This window comes from Vibrio azureus (genome assembly GCF_002849855.1).
GTDB classification, from domain to species: Bacteria; Pseudomonadota; Gammaproteobacteria; order Enterobacterales; family Vibrionaceae; genus Vibrio; species Vibrio azureus.
The window spans coordinates 1,690,850-1,707,072 of sequence record NZ_CP018616.1 but is presented as its reverse complement, the minus strand read 5'-3'; the positions used below and the strand labels follow the sequence as shown (position 1 = coordinate 1,707,072).

General features: G+C 42.8%; 16 protein-coding genes, 1 riboswitch and 1 other annotated feature. Of the genes, 11 read left to right on the top strand and 5 right to left on the bottom strand.

Features of this window, described 5'->3' with window-relative positions; translation table 11 throughout:
* Nucleotides 1-110 precede the first annotated feature (110 nt).
* Both BS333_RS07780 and BS333_RS07775 read left to right on the top strand, forming a co-directional pair.
* Nucleotides 111-380, top strand: coding sequence for a hypothetical protein (locus BS333_RS07780; RefSeq protein ID WP_033004266.1), 270 nt, complete (start codon nucleotides 111-113; stop codon nucleotides 378-380).
* Between the two features lie 115 nt (nucleotides 381-495).
* Nucleotides 496-1,800 carry an inosine/guanosine kinase gene (locus BS333_RS07775; RefSeq protein WP_021711057.1) on the top strand — a complete coding sequence of 435 codons (1,305 nt, stop codon included), beginning with the start codon at nucleotides 496-498 and terminating at the stop codon, nucleotides 1,798-1,800.
* Nucleotides 1,801-1,929: 129 nt separating this feature from the next.
* On the opposite strand, the gene BS333_RS07770 is transcribed toward BS333_RS07775, so the two are convergent.
* A complete protein-coding gene (locus BS333_RS07770; RefSeq protein WP_021711056.1) occupies nucleotides 1,930-2,337 on the bottom strand; it encodes an H-NS family histone-like protein in 408 nt (135 codons plus the stop codon).
* A gap of 587 nt (nucleotides 2,338-2,924) precedes the next feature.
* Nucleotides 2,925-3,104: riboswitch (Lysine riboswitch) on the top strand.
* A gap of 109 nt (nucleotides 3,105-3,213) precedes the next feature.
* Here BS333_RS07770 and BS333_RS07765 point away from each other — a divergent pair.
* The 9 genes from BS333_RS07765 to hisIE all read left to right on the top strand — a co-directional run bounded on the left by BS333_RS07765 (nucleotide 3,214) and on the right by hisIE (nucleotide 12,402).
* Nucleotides 3,214-4,815, top strand: coding sequence for a Na+/H+ antiporter NhaC family protein (locus BS333_RS07765; RefSeq protein WP_021711055.1), 1,602 nt, complete (start codon nucleotides 3,214-3,216; stop codon nucleotides 4,813-4,815).
* Nucleotides 4,816-5,008: 193 nt separating this feature from the next.
* Nucleotides 5,009-5,145 (top strand) — a sequence feature (His leader region).
* A gap of 52 nt (nucleotides 5,146-5,197) precedes the next feature.
* Nucleotides 5,198-6,094, top strand: coding sequence for an ATP phosphoribosyltransferase (hisG, locus tag BS333_RS07760; RefSeq protein ID WP_021711054.1), 897 nt, complete (start codon nucleotides 5,198-5,200; stop codon nucleotides 6,092-6,094).
* 5 nt (nucleotides 6,095-6,099) lie between these two features.
* Nucleotides 6,100-7,428 (top strand): histidinol dehydrogenase, encoded by a 1,329-nt coding sequence (hisD, locus tag BS333_RS07755; RefSeq protein WP_021711053.1) that lies wholly within the window; start codon nucleotides 6,100-6,102, stop codon nucleotides 7,426-7,428.
* Between the two features lie 12 nt (nucleotides 7,429-7,440).
* Complete coding sequence (gene hisC, locus BS333_RS07750; RefSeq protein WP_021711052.1) at nucleotides 7,441-8,481, top strand: histidinol-phosphate transaminase; 1,041 nt, start codon at nucleotides 7,441-7,443, stop codon at nucleotides 8,479-8,481.
* A 69-nt stretch (nucleotides 8,482-8,550) separates the two neighbouring features.
* Entirely contained in the window at nucleotides 8,551-9,624 is a 1,074-nt protein-coding gene (gene hisB, locus BS333_RS07745) for a bifunctional histidinol-phosphatase/imidazoleglycerol-phosphate dehydratase HisB (protein WP_021711051.1), read from the top strand.
* Between the two features lie 26 nt (nucleotides 9,625-9,650).
* The gene (gene hisH, locus BS333_RS07740; RefSeq protein WP_021711050.1) at nucleotides 9,651-10,265 is read left to right on the top strand and encodes an imidazole glycerol phosphate synthase subunit HisH; all 615 of its coding nucleotides are present in this window, start codon (nucleotides 9,651-9,653) and stop codon (nucleotides 10,263-10,265) included.
* Between the two features lie 12 nt (nucleotides 10,266-10,277).
* Entirely contained in the window at nucleotides 10,278-11,015 is a 738-nt protein-coding gene (hisA, locus tag BS333_RS07735) for a 1-(5-phosphoribosyl)-5-[(5-phosphoribosylamino)methylideneamino]imidazole-4-carboxamide isomerase (protein WP_021711049.1), read from the top strand.
* Entirely contained in the window at nucleotides 10,997-11,770 is a 774-nt protein-coding gene (gene hisF / locus BS333_RS07730) for an imidazole glycerol phosphate synthase subunit HisF (protein WP_004749837.1), read from the top strand. The genes hisA and hisF overlap by 19 nt, the downstream gene beginning before the upstream one ends.
* Nucleotides 11,767-12,402 (top strand): bifunctional phosphoribosyl-AMP cyclohydrolase/phosphoribosyl-ATP diphosphatase HisIE, encoded by a 636-nt coding sequence (gene hisIE, locus BS333_RS07725; RefSeq protein WP_021711048.1) that lies wholly within the window; start codon nucleotides 11,767-11,769, stop codon nucleotides 12,400-12,402. The genes hisF and hisIE overlap by 4 nt, the downstream gene beginning before the upstream one ends.
* A gap of 345 nt (nucleotides 12,403-12,747) precedes the next feature.
* Here the strand turns inward: hisIE and BS333_RS07720 are convergent, their stop codons facing one another.
* The 4 genes from BS333_RS07720 to BS333_RS07705 all read right to left on the bottom strand — a co-directional run bounded on the left by BS333_RS07720 (nucleotide 12,748) and on the right by BS333_RS07705 (nucleotide 16,154).
* Nucleotides 12,748-13,248: a YchJ family protein gene (locus BS333_RS07720; RefSeq protein ID WP_021711047.1), complete on the bottom strand. Its 501-nt coding sequence runs from the start codon at nucleotides 13,246-13,248 to the stop codon at nucleotides 12,748-12,750.
* 193 nt (nucleotides 13,249-13,441) lie between these two features.
* Complete coding sequence (locus BS333_RS07715; protein WP_021711046.1) at nucleotides 13,442-14,662, bottom strand: EAL and HDOD domain-containing protein; 1,221 nt, start codon at nucleotides 14,660-14,662, stop codon at nucleotides 13,442-13,444.
* Between the two features lie 106 nt (nucleotides 14,663-14,768).
* Entirely contained in the window at nucleotides 14,769-15,503 is a 735-nt protein-coding gene (gene lpxH, locus BS333_RS07710) for a UDP-2,3-diacylglucosamine diphosphatase (protein ID WP_021711045.1), read from the bottom strand.
* 156 nt (nucleotides 15,504-15,659) lie between these two features.
* Nucleotides 15,660-16,154 (bottom strand): peptidylprolyl isomerase, encoded by a 495-nt coding sequence (locus BS333_RS07705; protein WP_021711044.1) that lies wholly within the window; start codon nucleotides 16,152-16,154, stop codon nucleotides 15,660-15,662.
* Nucleotides 16,155-16,223: the final 69 nt, after the last annotated feature.

Genomic DNA, 16,223 nt, shown 5'->3' with positions numbered 1-16,223 from the left:
AAACGATATGTGTGCCTGAGAGCTACGATCGTTTTGATGAACATGGCATCTTGAGATGACTTGACTATATATATGGTATGATTGTTAAAAAACAAGTGGAACTCAGCAAAATGACTCAAGAAAACCAATTTCTTCAAGAAAGTGAACTCCTTGAAATAATAGAAAATCAACTTGAAGATGGTAACCCTATTAAAGTGAAAGAAACGTTAATGCGTTTAATGATGACGGGCACATCACGCGAAGATGCCGTGGCCATGATGGCGTGTGCAATGTCTATTGAAGTGTTTGATATAATGAAAAATGCGGGGCAATTTGATCTAAAACGTTATACGGTTCACCTCAATCAATTGCCTGACTTAAGTTTTATGGAAGGTGAATAAAATTATATAAATAAAATAACACCTCGCAAACGTTTGCTATAATGGTCGTTATTGCTGCTATTATGCAAGCGTTATAGAATCGGCCTTTATTTTTTCCCTTACTCAGACAAACAATATGAAATTTCCTGGACAACGCAAATCAAAGCATTATTTTCCTGTTCATGCGCGTGACCCGCTCGTAACACAAGCACAAGAAAGCAAGAAAATGACACGTACTCATGTCATCGGTATTGATCAAACCTTGGTTGATATTGAAGCGAAGGTAACAACGGATATCATTGAAAAGTATGGTTTGAGTAAAGGTCATTCGCTTGTTATTGATGACATAAAAGCAGAAGCGTTATATCAGCAATTGAAAGACGAGAACCTGATTACTAATGAATATGCAGGCGGTACCATTGGTAATACCTTACACAATTACTCGGTGCTTGCTGATGATCGTTCAACCTTGCTTGGAGTAATGAGCCAAGATATCAAGATCGGTAGCTATGGGTACCGTTATTTATGTAATACATCCAGTCGAATGGACTTGAATCACTTACAAGGTGTCGATGGTGCAATCGGTCGATGCTTTGCTTTGATTACAGAAGATGGTGAACGGACTTTTGCAATCAGTGAAGGTCAAATGAACCAACTTGTTGCAGACAATATTCCTGAGCATATTTTTGCTAATGCATCAGCCCTAGTATTAACCGCTTACTTAGTTCGTTGTAAAGCAGGTGATCCAATGCCTGAAGCGACTATGAGGGCGATTAGCTACGCCAAAAAATATGATGTGCCTGTTGTATTAACGTTGGGCACTAAGTTTGTTATTCAGGATGATCCTGAGTTTTGGCAAGACTTTATTAGAGAACATGTTTCTGTTGTTGCCATGAATGAAGATGAAGCGGAAGCATTGACGGGTGAATCTGATCCACTTGCAGCGTCTGATAAAGCGCTTGATTGGACAGACTTAGTTTTATGTACCGCAGGTCCAGTGGGGCTATTTATGGCCGGGTATACTGAAGATAGCACAAAACGTGAGACGTCGTTGCCACTGTTGCCAGGCTCTATCGCGGAGTTTAACCGTTACGAATTCAGTCGCCCAGCCAAACAAGAGTCATGCGCGAGTGCAATAAAAGTTTATTCGCATATCGCACCATACATGGGGGGGCCTGAAAAAATAAAAAATACTAACGGGGCGGGTGATGCGGCTCTTTCTGCTGTTCTTCATGATATGGCGGCAAATAAATATCATAAAGAAAATGTTCCGAACTCGAGTAAACATACTAACGAATATTTGACATATTCTTCTTTCTCGCAAGTTTGTAAATATGCAAACCGTGCAAGTTATGAAGTACTTGTTCAGCATTCACCTCGTCTTTCTCGCGGGTTGCCTGAGAGAGAAGATAGCCTTGAGGAAGCATATTGGGAACGTTAATTATATGTTTTAATTAATGAAAACAGTTAAATAAAATGACGCGATTAATGCGTCATTTTTATTTCTATAAAGATATAATAAAAAAGGACCAATGTGAGGTCCTTTTATAAATAAACAGTTTATATTCGATTAGATTAAGAAATCTTCTAGAGCTTTACCCGCATCAAGTTGTTCTTGAATAGCTGAAGGAGTACGACCTTGACCTGTCCAAGTTTTTTCTTCGCCAGTTGTATCTACATATTTGTATTTTGCTGGGCGAGGAGCACGCTTTGACTTCGCTTTAGTTTTCGTTTCACCAGCCAGTGCACTAATAAGAGCAGCAACATCGATACCGTCTTGAGCAATTTGCTCTGCAATAGCAGCTAGTTTAGCTTCTTGAGCTGCTAGTGCTTCTTGTTCTGCTTGCTCAGTTTCTTGACGCTCTTGAACAACGATTGTTAATTTATCTAGTGCTTCTTCTAATTGTTCTAGTGTCAATTCACGAGAGAATGCACGAAGACTACGGATATTTAGAAGAGTTTTAGTCAGTTCAGACATAACGATTCCTATTTATAGATTTAAGGGGTTCACACCTTTGACCTTATCGAAATGATATAGTCGGTGTAAATCCGGATTTCAAAGATTAAGTTCTTATATTTAACTTTATCTTTCTCATATGTGCAAATACTAATTTAAGATTTTTTTTAAATTTATCGCATTTTTATGCTTTGAGCCAATATTATTTAGGTTATTTGTCGTTATTAAACATTCTAGATAACTATCTTATTCACAAATCTTGCTTCGTTTAGTGTCATCTATTACCAAGAATGAACTTAAGTCATATTTTTTTACAATAATGGTAGTGTTGGATTTCATAACTCAGTTGTTATTTTTTGGTATGCAATAAATACTTTGTTACATCTTAGAAAGTAGTAGTGATGTTTCATAATTGACAATAAGAAATATCCAAAAATATTCAAACCTAAATTCTGATCACATTTGTTTGGTGAATGATTTAATTGTTATTCATTTAATTTGGCGTAATGTGTTGCAATGCAAGGTTTGTTGAGTACAATGAGCAGTACCTGATGCAAAAGTGCAAAATAATTGTTGAAAGATTGTATGCTTTCAAGTTAATTGTTCGCTTTTGCCGTAGAGGTGCAGTCTCGAAGAGTCGCTATTATTGGGGTGATGCCAATGAATAATAGTAAAAGGCGAGGCTGCCGAAGTAGGTGACTCATCAAAATCACTTGCTGGGGTTGTCTCCGAAAGGAACAACACTGCCATAGTATATAAACATTAAACTATGGAGCGCTACTGTAGGGTTGGGTTGAAGTGTTCGCTTCCCTGTCGCTAAGTTCAACATAAATGTGTTTTGTGAAACCACATTTTGTCTGCAGTAGATCTCTAGCCAAACTTTGGTTTTTGAAGATCATGAATTTATTAGATTTTGCACATTCTCCACTCTCATTGTTACCGCCAATCGTTGCGTTGACCTTAGCTATTTTTACTCGCCGCGTCTTGGTTTCTCTTGGCGTAGGTATTGTACTCGGCGCCTTCTTACTAAATAACGGGTCTATTGATGACTCCTTTAGGTATGTTCGTGCTCAAGTTTCCTCTGTTTTCATTGAAGACGGTGGTATTAATACTTGGAACATGAGTATCGTTGGTTTCCTTATTATTCTTGGAATGACAACGGCATTGCTTACTCTCTCTGGAGGCACTCGAGCTTTTGCTGAGTGGGCCCAAGCTCGAGTCAAAAGTAAGCGTGGGGCTAAACTCTTGGCCGCTTTCCTTGGTGTATTTATTTTTGTTGATGATTATTTCAATAGTCTTGCTGTTGGTGCGATTTCACGCCCTGTTACTGATCGCTTTTATGTATCTCGTTCCAAGCTTGCTTATATCCTCGATTCTACAGCAGCACCAATGTGTGTCATCATGCCTGCTTCAAGTTGGGGGGCGTACATCATCACTATCATCGGTGGCATCTTAGTTTCACATGGTGTGACTGAGTACTCTGCACTCGGTGCTTATGTTCGTCTTATTCCTATGAACTTTTACGCTGTGTTCGCGTTACTTATGGTATTTGCTGTGATTTGGTTTGGCTTAGATGTCGGGCAGATGCGCAGTAAAGAAATCGAGGCTTCTCAAGGTCGTGGCTTTGAAAGCGACGATGCGACAGACATGAAAGAAGCTCATCAACTCGATGAAGAGCTTGATATCCGCGAAAGTGAAAAAGGCAAAATATCAGATCTTGTGATGCCGATTGTTGTGCTCATCGTAGCAACGATAACTTCGATGGTATTTACTGGCTCAGAAGCATTAGCTGATCAAGGTAAAGCTTTTGACCTATTGGGCGCTTTTGAAAATACAGATGTAGGTACTTCTCTGATTTATGGTAGTACGTTAGGTCTGGTTGTTGCGTTATTTACCGTATTTAGACAGGGCCTAGCGAAATCTGAAATAACTCGAACACTTTGGATTGGCGCTAAATCTATGTTTGGCGCGATCTTGATTCTTGTCTTTGCATGGACAATCGGTTCTGTAATTGGTGACATGAAAACAGGTTCTTACCTTTCCAGCATGACGCAAGGAAACATTAACCCACACTGGTTGCCAGTTATTTTATTCTTGTTATCGGGCTTAATGGCATTTTCTACTGGCACATCTTGGGGTACGTTCGGGATTATGTTACCAATTGCTGGAGACATGGCAGCAGCAACGGATATTGCATTAATGTTACCAATGCTTAGTTCTGTTCTTGCGGGTGCAGTATTTGGTGACCATTGTTCTCCAATTTCTGATACCACGATTCTTTCTTCTACAGGTGCAAGGTGTAATCATATCGATCACGTTGCTACTCAATTGCCTTACGCATTGTCGGTTGCTGTTGTTGCTTGTATCGGCTTCATTGTACTGGGTATGACGGCATCCATCGCATTGTCTTTTGCTGCTGCTTCTTTGACTTTTGTTTTAGTATGTGTCGCTATGTCTTGGTTTTCTAAAGCAAAGATGGAATCTTGTATTAATAAGTAATTATTTATCAAATATAAGTAATGACGTATAACGGGATGTTTTATAAAGGGAGACGCAGGTCTTCCTTTTTTTATACAAAGATATCAATTTTTCTTAAATAAAGGGTTGAAAAAAATAAATGGCTTAGTTAATGTGTTTTAACAGAGCAACATTATTGAGCCTAAAAAAGTATGCGTAATCTAATCACAACCATTCATCACCACCATCACCCAATCTAGTCTTTCGGGAGATGTACGCATACCCGGGAGGCAGGATACTCCCGGAGATGAAATTAAAAGTTAGATAAATTTCAACCCTCGGGAGGCCAATACCTCCCGAGGGTTTTTTAATATCGTTACTTTATAAAACGCTTAACTTTTAACATATTGCACAGGGAAATGTCATGCAAACACAACGTTTAAGAATTGCTATTCAGAAAAAAGGTCGCCTTAGTAAAGAGAGCCAAGCACTATTAAAAAAGTGTGGTGTTAAGTTTAATCTTTTAGGTGAACGCTTGGTGGTTCATTCTGAAAATATGCCTATAGATCTGCTTTTGGTTCGTGATGACGACATCCCTGGCTTGATTATGGATGGTGTTGTTGATTTAGGCTTTATTGGGGAAAATGAATTGGAAGAAGTTCGTCTAGATCGCAAAGCGCTAGGGGAACCGTATGAGTTTGTTCAACTTCGTCGTCTTGATTTTGGTGGTTGTCGTTTGTCTATTGCTATTAATAAAGACGAAGAGTACAACGGCCCTCAAGATCTAGCGGGCAAACGTATCGCTACGACATATCCACAACTGCTAAAAGCTTATATGGATCAAGCTGGTGTTCCTTTTTCTACATGTATGCTAACTGGTTCTGTGGAAGTGGCTCCTCGTGCTGGCTTGGCTGATGCCATCGCTGACTTGGTTTCTACTGGTGCAACGCTGGAGGCGAACGGTCTTAAAGAAGCTGAAATTATCTTCAAATCAAAAGCGACACTGATTCAACGCACAGGTGAGTTCGACGCAGACAAAGTGGCACTGATTGAAAAGCTTCTCACTCGAATACAAGGAGTGCAGCAAGCAAAAGAATCAAAATACATTATGTTACATGCTCCTGCAGATAAATTAGAGCAAATCAAAATGCTATTACCGGGAGCAGAAGATCCCACTGTATTACCACTTTCAGCTGATAAACAAAAAGTCGCGGTTCATTTGGTCAGTACTGAAAACTTGTTCTGGGAAACCATGGAACAGCTAAAGGAACTGGGTGCGAGCTCAATTCTCGTACTACCGATTGAAAAAATGATGGAGTAACAGCAATGAGAACAGTCGTATGGCAATCGCTAAGTGAAACGCAACAGGATTCGATTATAGAGCGTCCTGCAATCGCAGAAGGTGCGAACATCACTGCTGCGGTTTCTGAAGTAATCGCGAAAGTTCGTAAAGAAGGTGATGCTGCATTATTGGAACTGACTGAAAAGTTTGACCGTGTGAAACCGGAATCCATTCGTGTATCAGCACAAGAAATCGATGAAGCGTCAGCGCGACTTTCTGAAAAAATGAAGAACGCACTGGAGCAAGCGTATGAAAACATCACTAAGTTTCACAAAGCGCAAAAATCACAGCCAATCAAAGTAGAAACTCAACCGGGTGTACTTTGTGAACAGGTAACGCGCCCAATTCAAAAAGTGGGTTTGTACATTCCCGGCGGCAGTGCGCCATTGCCATCGACTGTTTTGATGCTTGGGGTTCCTGCAAAAATTGCAGGCTGTCGTAAAGTGGTGCTTTGTTCTCCACCACCAATTGCTGACGAGATTCTTTATGTCGCGAAACTGTGTGGTATTGATGAAGTTTACAACGTTGGTGGTGGTCAAGCCGTCGCTGCGATGGCTTATGGCACAGAGACAGTATCCAAAGTCGATAAGATCTTTGGCCCGGGCAACGCCTATGTGACAGAAGCAAAACGTCAGGTGAGCAATGATTTCCGTGGTGCTGCGATTGATATGCCAGCAGGTCCATCAGAAGTGTTAGTGATTGCTGATGAAACCGCAGACCCAGATTTCATTGCTGCCGATCTTCTAAGCCAAGCGGAGCACGGCCCTGACTCTCAAGTGGTTCTTGTGACATCTTCACCTGTGATTGCGGATCAAGTGACGGATGCGGTTCAACGCCAACTTAAAGAACTGTCGCGTGCGGATATTGCCGAGCAAGCATTGGCTTCAAGCTTGATTATTATCGCCGAATCTCTGACTCAATCAGTTTCAATCTCAAATTACTACGGCCCTGAGCACTTAATTGTTCAGACTAAGAACCCACGCGAGCTTCTGCCTTTATTAGATAACGCAGGTTCTATCTTCCTTGGTGATTGGTCGCCTGAATCTGCAGGTGATTACGCATCAGGTACTAACCACGTTCTTCCTACTTACGGTTACACACGTACTTATTCAAGCTTAGGTTTAGCGGATTTCTCTAAGCGTATGACGGTTCAAGAACTGTCTGCTGATGGTCTAAAGAACCTTGCACCAACGGTGGTCACCATGGCTGAAGCGGAAGGCTTGGATGCACACAAACGTGCAGTGACAATTCGTACTGAGAAATTAACCCGTGTAGAAACCTTAACCCGTACAGAAAACCAAGCAGCAAAGTAAGAGAGCAATGAGATGGAAAAGCTAGCACGTAAACAAGTCCAAAAATTTACCCCTTATTTATCGGCTCGCCGAATTGGTGGTACCGGTGACGTATGGCTAAATGCCAACGAATCACCATTTAACAATGAATACAAAACAGACTTTGCTCGTCTTAATCGTTACAGCGAATGCCAACCGAAAGAATTGATTTCCGCTTATGCGGCCTATGCGGGTGTGAAGCCAGAACAAACGTTGACTTCTCGCGGTGCAGATGAAGGCATTGAACTTCTGATTCGTGCATTCTGTGAGCCGGGTGAAGATGCGATTCTTTACTGTCCACCCACTTACGGTATGTATGCCATCAGCGCAGAAACCATCGGTGTAGAGCGAAAAACCGTGCCACTAACGTCAGATTGGCAACTAGACCTTGCAGGCATCGAAGCTAATCTGGATAACGTGAAGCTGGTTTTTGTATGTTCGCCAAACAACCCAACAGGTAACTTAGTTAAGCGCGAAGATATTGTCTCTTTGCTTGAGATGACAAAGGACCGAGCAATCGTTGTTATGGATGAAGCGTACATTGATTTTTGCCCTGAAGCATCAACGGTAGATTTGCTGGCGCAGTACCCGAATCTCGCAATTCTGCGTACTCTGTCGAAAGCTTTTGCGCTTGCTGGTCTGCGTTGTGGATTTACGCTTGCGAACGAAGAGCTGATTAATGTACTTCTTAAAGTCATCGCACCCTATCCAGTACCAGTTCCAGTGGCAGAAATTGCGACTCAGGCGCTGTCTGAAGCAGGTCTAGCGCGAGCGAAGTTTCAAGTTCTCGATCTGAATGCAAACCGTGCTTATTTACAGGTGGGTTTGTCAATGATTCCGGGTTTGGAAGTGTTTGAAGGGTGGGGAAACTACCTATTGGTGAAATTCCCAGATGGCGAGGGGCTTTTCAAAGCCGCTTGGGATACGGGTATTATTTTGCGTAACTCGCCGATCGAAAACTGTGTGCGTATTAGTGTGGGTAACCGTGACGAGTGCGAAAAAACACTTGGATTTATTAGAAACTACTACTCATAAGTAGAGAAAAAATTTATCGCTCTCGCTCATTAGCGGGAGCGCCAAAAGAATAGCAATAAGGAAGTTCGAGTGAGCAAACAACAAAAAATCCTTTTTATCGACCGTGATGGCACCTTAATTGTTGAGCCGCCAGTTGATTTTCAAGTAGACCGTTTAGATAAGCTGAAACTAGAGCCACTCGTTATCCCAAGCCTGTTGTCGTTGCAGGATGCAGGATACCGCCTAGTGATGGTCACTAACCAAGATGGTTTAGGTACCGACAGCTACCCACAAGCAGACTTTGATGCTCCACACAACATGATGATGGAGATCTTTGAATCTCAAGGTGTCAAGTTTGATGACGTGCTGATTTGTCCTCACTTCGATGAAGATAACTGCTCTTGTCGTAAGCCTAAATTGGGTTTGGTAAAAGAGTACCTTCAAGGTGGCAAAGTGGATTTCCAAAACTCGGTTGTGATCGGTGACCGCGTAACGGATTTGCAATTAGCAGAAAACATGGCTATTCGTGGTATTCAATACAACCCAGAAACTATGGGTTGGAAACAGATCCTTAAAGATCTGACGGTTAAAGCCCGTGTTGCTGAAGTGATTCGTACCACGAAAGAGACGGACATAAAAGTTGCGGTGAACCTTGATGAACAAGGCGGCAATGATATCTCTACAGGTCTTGGCTTCTTCGATCACATGCTGGATCAAATCGCGACGCACGGTGGATTCCAGATGGTGTGCAAAGTAGAAGGGGATCTACACATTGATGATCACCACACGGTAGAAGATACCGCTCTTGCTTTGGGTCAAGCGTTGAAAGAGGCCCTAGGTGATAAACGTGGTATTGGTCGCTTTGGCTTTAGCCTTCCAATGGATGAGTGTTTGGCACAATGTGCACTGGACCTATCTGGTCGTCCTTACCTTAAATTCGACGCGCAGTTTAGCCGTGAGCAAGTGGGTGATCTTTCAACAGAGATGGTGGTTCACTTCTTCCGTTCTCTGACTGACACCCTAGCGTGTACGCTGCACCTTTCTTCTGCGGGCAACAATGATCACCACATCATTGAGAGCCTATTTAAAGCGTTTGGTCGTACTTTACGCCAAGCAATCAAAGTAGAAGGTACTGAGCTACCAAGTAGCAAAGGCGTACTTTAAGGCTAACGTTAGCAAGGAGAAAAACAGTGACAGAGCAGAAAGTGGTCATTATCGATACTGGCTGTGCCAACGTCTCTTCGGTGAAGTTTGCTATTGAACGCCTAGGTTATGACGTAACGATTTCAAAAGATCCACAAGTTGTCTTGGCGGCAGATAAGCTATTTCTACCGGGCGTGGGAACTGCGAGTGAAGCGATGAAGAACCTAGAAGAGCGTGACCTAATCAGCTTGGTCAAACAGGTAGAAAAGCCACTGCTAGGTATCTGTTTAGGCATGCAACTGTTGGGCAAAATGTCTCAAGAGAAAGGCCAGAAAGCAGATGAATTAGTTGAGTGTCTTGGACTTTGTGATGGTGAAGTGAAGCTACTACAAACTGGCGACTTGCCTCTTCCGCATATGGGTTGGAACACAGTGTCTGCAAAAGCAGGTAATCCATTGTTCAAAGGTATTGAAGAAGGTGAGTATTTCTACTTCGTGCACAGCTTTGCAATGCCAGTTGGGGATTACACGATTGCTGAATGTGAATACGGCAACCTGTTCACAGCCGCAGTTCAAAGCGGCAACTACTACGGTGTGCAATTCCACCCTGAGCGTTCTTCAAAAGCGGGCGCGAAGCTTATTCAAAACTTCTTAGAATTATAAAAGGGATTTAGTGTGATTATTCCAGCTCTTGATTTAATTGAAGGACAAGTGGTTCGCCTTTATCAAGGTGATTACGGCCAAGTAACCGAGTATAAAGTCGACCCAGCAGAGCAGTTCAACTTGTACCACCAAGCAGGTGCAAACTGGCTGCACTTAGTGGATTTAACTGGCGCGAAAGACACAACAGCGCGTCAACTTGATTTGATTGCAAAGCTACTAGCAAGCACGCCAGCGAACATCCAAATCGGTGGTGGTGTGCGTACAGAGCAAGACGTGATTGATCTGTTAGAAGCTGGTGCGCAACGTGTTGTAGTTGGTTCTACAGCAGTAAAACAACCAGAGCTTGTGAAAGGTTGGATGGAAAAATACGGCGCAGAGAAAATCGTTCTCGCGCTAGATATTAACATCGACCAAAACGGCACACGTAAAGTGGCGATCTCTGGTTGGCAAGAAGATTCCGGCGTGACCATCGAATCACTTATCAACGATTATTTAACGGTAGGTCTACAGCACGTACTATGTACCGATATTTCTCGTGACGGTACGTTAGAAGGTTCAAACGTCGAGCTTTACGTCGACCTATGTAAACAGTACCCACAAGTGCAGTTCCAGTCTTCAGGTGGCATCGGCTCCTTAGCGGATATCGAAGCGTTAAAAGGCAGCGGTGTGGCTGGTGTGATTGTTGGTCGTGCGCTGTTAGATGGTAAGTTCACAGCTGAGGAGGCGTTTGCATGTTGGCAAAGCGAATAATTCCATGTCTTGATGTTCGTGATGGACAGGTGGTGAAGGGGGTTCAGTTCCGCAACCACGAAATCATTGGCGACATCGTTCCTCTGGCGCAGCGTTATGCAGAAGAAGGCGCTGATGAGCTTGTGTTCTACGATATTACCGCTTCAAGTGATGGTCGTGTTGTCGATAAAAGTTGGGTTGCTCGCGTTGCAGAAGTGATTGATATTCCTTTCTGTGTCGCTGGTGGTATTAAATCAGCGGAAGACGCAGCACGCATTCTTGAGTTTGGTGCAGACAAGGTGTCTATCAACTCACCTGCACTGGCGAACCCGCAACTGATTACGGACCTTGCTGATAAGTTTGGTGTGCAATGTATCGTTGTTGGTATCGATTCATACTACGACAAAGAGACCGGCAAGTATCAGGTTTACCAGTTTACCGGTGATGAAGAGCGTACCAAAGCGACCCAATGGGAAACCCGTGATTGGGTGCAAGAAGTACAAAAACGTGGCGCTGGTGAAATCGTACTGAACATGATGAACCAAGATGGTGTGCGTAACGGCTACGACATCGAACAACTGAATATGGTGCGCGAAGTATGTAACGTACCATTGATTGCATCGGGTGGCGCTGGTGCCATGGAGCACTTCGCAGAAGCCTACCAAAAAGCCAATGTGGATGGCGCGCTTGCTGCATCGGTATTCCACAAACAAGTCATCAACATTGGTGAACTAAAGCAGTATTTGAAACAACAAGGCATTGAGGTAAGACTATGAGTGTAAAAGCCGCCGAAGTCAGTTCGTTAGCTGAACGTATCAACTGGGAAAAGGTAGGTGGTCTGGTCCCTGCCATCGTCCAAGATTTCCAATCTAGCCAAGTGCTGATGATGGGCTATATGAACCAAGAGGCTCTGACCAAAACGGGCCAAACGAGCCAAGTGACATTTTACTCTCGCACCAAACAGCGTCTTTGGACCAAAGGTGAAACCTCTGGGAATGTACTGCAATTAGTGAATATGCAGCTCGATTGTGACAACGATACTCTATTGGTGAAAGTCAATCCTATTGGTCCAACGTGCCACTTGGGGACGACAACTTGCTGGGATGTTGACCCTCAAGAAGAGTCACAAATGGTGTGGCTTCATCAACTTGAGCAGCTACTGGCTGCCCGCAAGAGTGCCGACCCAGATTCCTCTTATACTGCCAGTCTTTATGCCTGTGGTACCAAGCGTATTTCGCAAAAAGTGGGCGAAGAAGGCGTTGAAGTCGCGCTTGCGGCGACGTCGGGCGATAAGGCGGAGTTAGTGTGTGAATCAGCCGATTTGATTTACCACTTAATGGTATTACTTCAAGACCAAGGCCTATCGATGAATGATGTGGTGAATAAACTGAAAGAGCGTCATAAGTAAGGGAAGTTAGAGGTCCTAGGTTTTAGGGTCCTAGGACCTAGGTTTTAGAACCCTAGGTGGTGGGTGCGGTTTGTTTTGTGGGTTTTATTGGTTTTTGAAGGAGTTGTTGGAATAAAGAGCGCTTTGCTTATGGAATACAGAGTGTAAAACCGTCATTCCAGCGAGCTAAAGCGAGACTAGGAATCTACTTTCAGCAAGTGCTTAAGTTGCGAATACAGAGCGCTTCGCTTACAGAATACGGAAGTGTTGACATCTATATGAAAGGCATGAAAAATAATCCGTAATCTAAAGTATTAGGGCCTAGGACCCTAGGACCTAGGTTTTTAGGGCCCTAGAACCTTTCTCTTACCCACAACACTTCTTAAATTTCTTACCACTGCCACAAATACAAGGGTCGTTACGACCGACTTTTAGACTACTCACTGGTTGGTTTAGGCGTGAGTCTTGCGGCTCTTTTTCTGGAAACGTGCCATCAATGTAGTACCAAAGCCCGCCTTCTTTCACGAAACGAGAACGCTCCGACATGCAGTAACGTTTACCGTCCTCGTTAAAGTAAGCATTGAACTCAACAAAGCCTTCATAAGCATTAGTGCTAGCTTCTGCTTTGAGGACCTCAAGTTTGCACCAATCACTGTCAATCGATTGAGCAATACCCTCACGTTGCTCTTCTGCGTTACAGCTTGGGTGATAAGTGTTTACCACGTAATCCACTAAACCGAGTACATGTGCACAGTAACGAGAGCGCATCAGCTGCTCTGGTGTGGTGACGTCTGCATGGTTATTGTGAGCGATTTCACAACACTGCTGGTAGGTGCGGTTGGAGCCGCAAGGACAAGAAGAAGTCATTGTATGAACTCTCAAATTACTTATAAACACAATAATTTACTTATAAACGCAATAATATCATCTTGAAGTCATTGGGTATATAAGGACTCATTAAGTGACTTTGTTAACGATTCTCAATGTAGAACGACTATATCTTCGAATCGTTGCCGCGCCTGAGAGTTAAAGTCATCTCGCTGAACGCAGCATCTTGAGGTTACTTGGGTATAGTATGGGAGAGCAACTCTTGCGACCAAGCTGTCGATTGATGAAAGGCAGTCGTGAGTTGGTCATCGTTTAAGCGAAGTGCTTGGCAGTATTTCTCTGTTTTTTCCCAATCGGCATTTTCGTAGGCAATGATCATCGACAATACCGCACCTAGAACTCCTCTACGGGAAATGAGAGCACACTTTATATCTTCATCAATAGGAATGTTATGAATAATATCTACCAGTGGTTGGTCTAAGAGAGAATCAAGTAAAGAAAACATGCCTGTTAAGAAAGCTTGGCTTGGCGCATAGGAAGTTTTCATCTGACAAAGGATGAGTTCACTCATACGTGCACGTTGTATAGCAAGGGAATATAAAGAGTCTGGCTTATCTTCATGCACTGAAGCGACAGCCACGAGAGAAATAAACCGTCTTAAGCGCTCTTCACCGAGATAAACTAATGCTTGGCGGAAAGACTTTATTTTGTTGGTCAGTGTATAGCTTGCGTTGACATAAGTAAGCAGTTTATAGGAAAGAGTAAGATCAATGGAAAACAAGCGTTCCACTTCTTGGTAATTGATTTGTTTATCGGCAATCTCTTTGCACAATTGAACTACAGTAAGGAAGGAAGCACTTAAGCGTTTACTTTGAATCATTTCTGGCTTGCTAAAAAAGTAACCTTGAAAATAATCAAATCCTGCTTTCATCGCTAGTTCAAATTCATCATATGTTTCTACTTTTTCGGCTAAAAATTTAATGGGATAGTGGCTGAGCGATTGAATGAAAATTTCGGCTTTAGCGATTGAGATAGAACGAATATCAAACTTGATTACAGATACGTAAGGTAAAAAGCGCTTCCAGGCTTTATTGGGTATAAAGTCGTCTAGAGCAATTTGATAACCCATATTGTGCAGAGTTTGAATGGCTTCTAGCAGGGCATCGGTGGGCTGACAATCTTCTAATACCTCAACGACCAGTGATTCGCTTGGAAAAAGAGTAGGGACCAAGTGAATCAAGCTTTGGTAAGGGAAGTTAACAAAGCCTAATTTATTTCCTAACGTATTGTAGTGCGTGGTGAGGAAGTGGTCAGAAAGTAATCGGCTTGTCGCTAACTCAGGCTCTATCTCAGGAAAGGTGTTTTTAGGGCCATCACGGAAAAGAAGTTCGTATCCGATGGTCCGTTTTTCTCTATTGAGTATGGGCTGTCGAGCTATATAAGAATACTTCAAAGTGGTTTGTTTTTATTGTCCATTTTCTAGCGTTCGATGATAACTATTTCCGACAAAAAAACTTTGTACTTGGGCATGAAAATACAAAGTAGATAGAGATGAAGGTCTACTTTTTCGAACCAAGCGAACGACTTTGCAGTTCAATATTACTTTCATCAACAAACAGAATGGATCCTTGAGTGTACCAGTCGCCAAGTACAATACGTGTCGCTTCTGTACCATTCAGAGCAAAGTGGTGCTGATTCGGGCGGTGTGTGTGGCCGTGTATCATGAGGTCGACATCATATTGAAGCAGGACTCGTTCAACTTCGTTCTGATTGACATCCATAATCTCAAAAGATTTGGTCTGCTTGTCAGTGCGGATATCACTCTGTACTTTAGCGACGATACGCTTTTTGATAAACCATGGAATACGATTAAACAGCCATTGGAGCCATGGTTGATGGACGGTTTTGCGAAATTTCTGGTATTTGATATCGTCAGTGCATAGCGTATCACCATGTAGAATGACGGTTTTATGGCCGTACAAATCAATGAGAGTGACTTCATCTAAGAGGGTGATACCTGTTTGCTTACAAAACCGTGGGCCGAGTAAAAAGTCACGATTTCCTTGAATGAAAAAAACAGGGACATCTTTTTCAGTCAGTGCTTTAAATTCTGCTCTTATCTTGTCTGCAAAAGGGGAGTCATCGTCGTCGCCTATCCAGAATTCAAATAAATCACCGAGTACATATAATGCATCAGCGTGAATCGCTTCAGTACGCATAAATGTCGCAAAGCAATCCGTAATGTCAGGTCGAGATGGGGATAGGTGAAGATCAGAAATAAACAGTGTTGTCATAGAAATATTGGAAATAAAGGGAGGCTCAGCTCCCTATTTTTATTTAATCTTATACGAAATAATATACTAAAGTGCGTTTCACTGCACACTGTACCTCGAGTACGATTTAGACTCTCGAATAAGATCTAGCTCCTGGAATAAGACTGGGGAACGAGATTATTCTTCGATTGTTGTGCCAGTAATAACAACATCTTCTAGTGGAACATCTTGGTGCATGCCGTAAGAACCAGTGCTTACACCTTTGATTTTGTTCACGATGTCCATACCTTCAACTACCTCACCGAAAACACAGTAGCCCCAACCGTCTAAGCTCTCGCTACGGAAATCAAGGAAAGTGTTGTTGTTTACGTTGATGAAGAATTGTGAGCTTGCTGAATGCGGCTCCATAGTACGTGCCATAGCAAGTGTGCCGACTTTATTACTAAGGCCATTGTTTGCTTCGTTCTTGATCGGTGCACGCGATGCTTTTTCACGTAGACCTGATTCCATGCCGCCGCCTTGAACCATGAAACCGTCAATAACACGGTGGAAAAGTGTGTTGTCGTAGAAACCGTCACGGCAGTACTGAAGGAAGTTTGCGCTTGTTTCTGGCGCTTTCTCTTCGTTGAGTTGAATTTTGATGTCACCAAAATTTGTGTGAAGAGTGATCATACCTTTTTCCTTTACTTTTTTTGTTTGAAATCGATTGGGATTTTAGCCTAAGTTGATTCGCATGCAAAC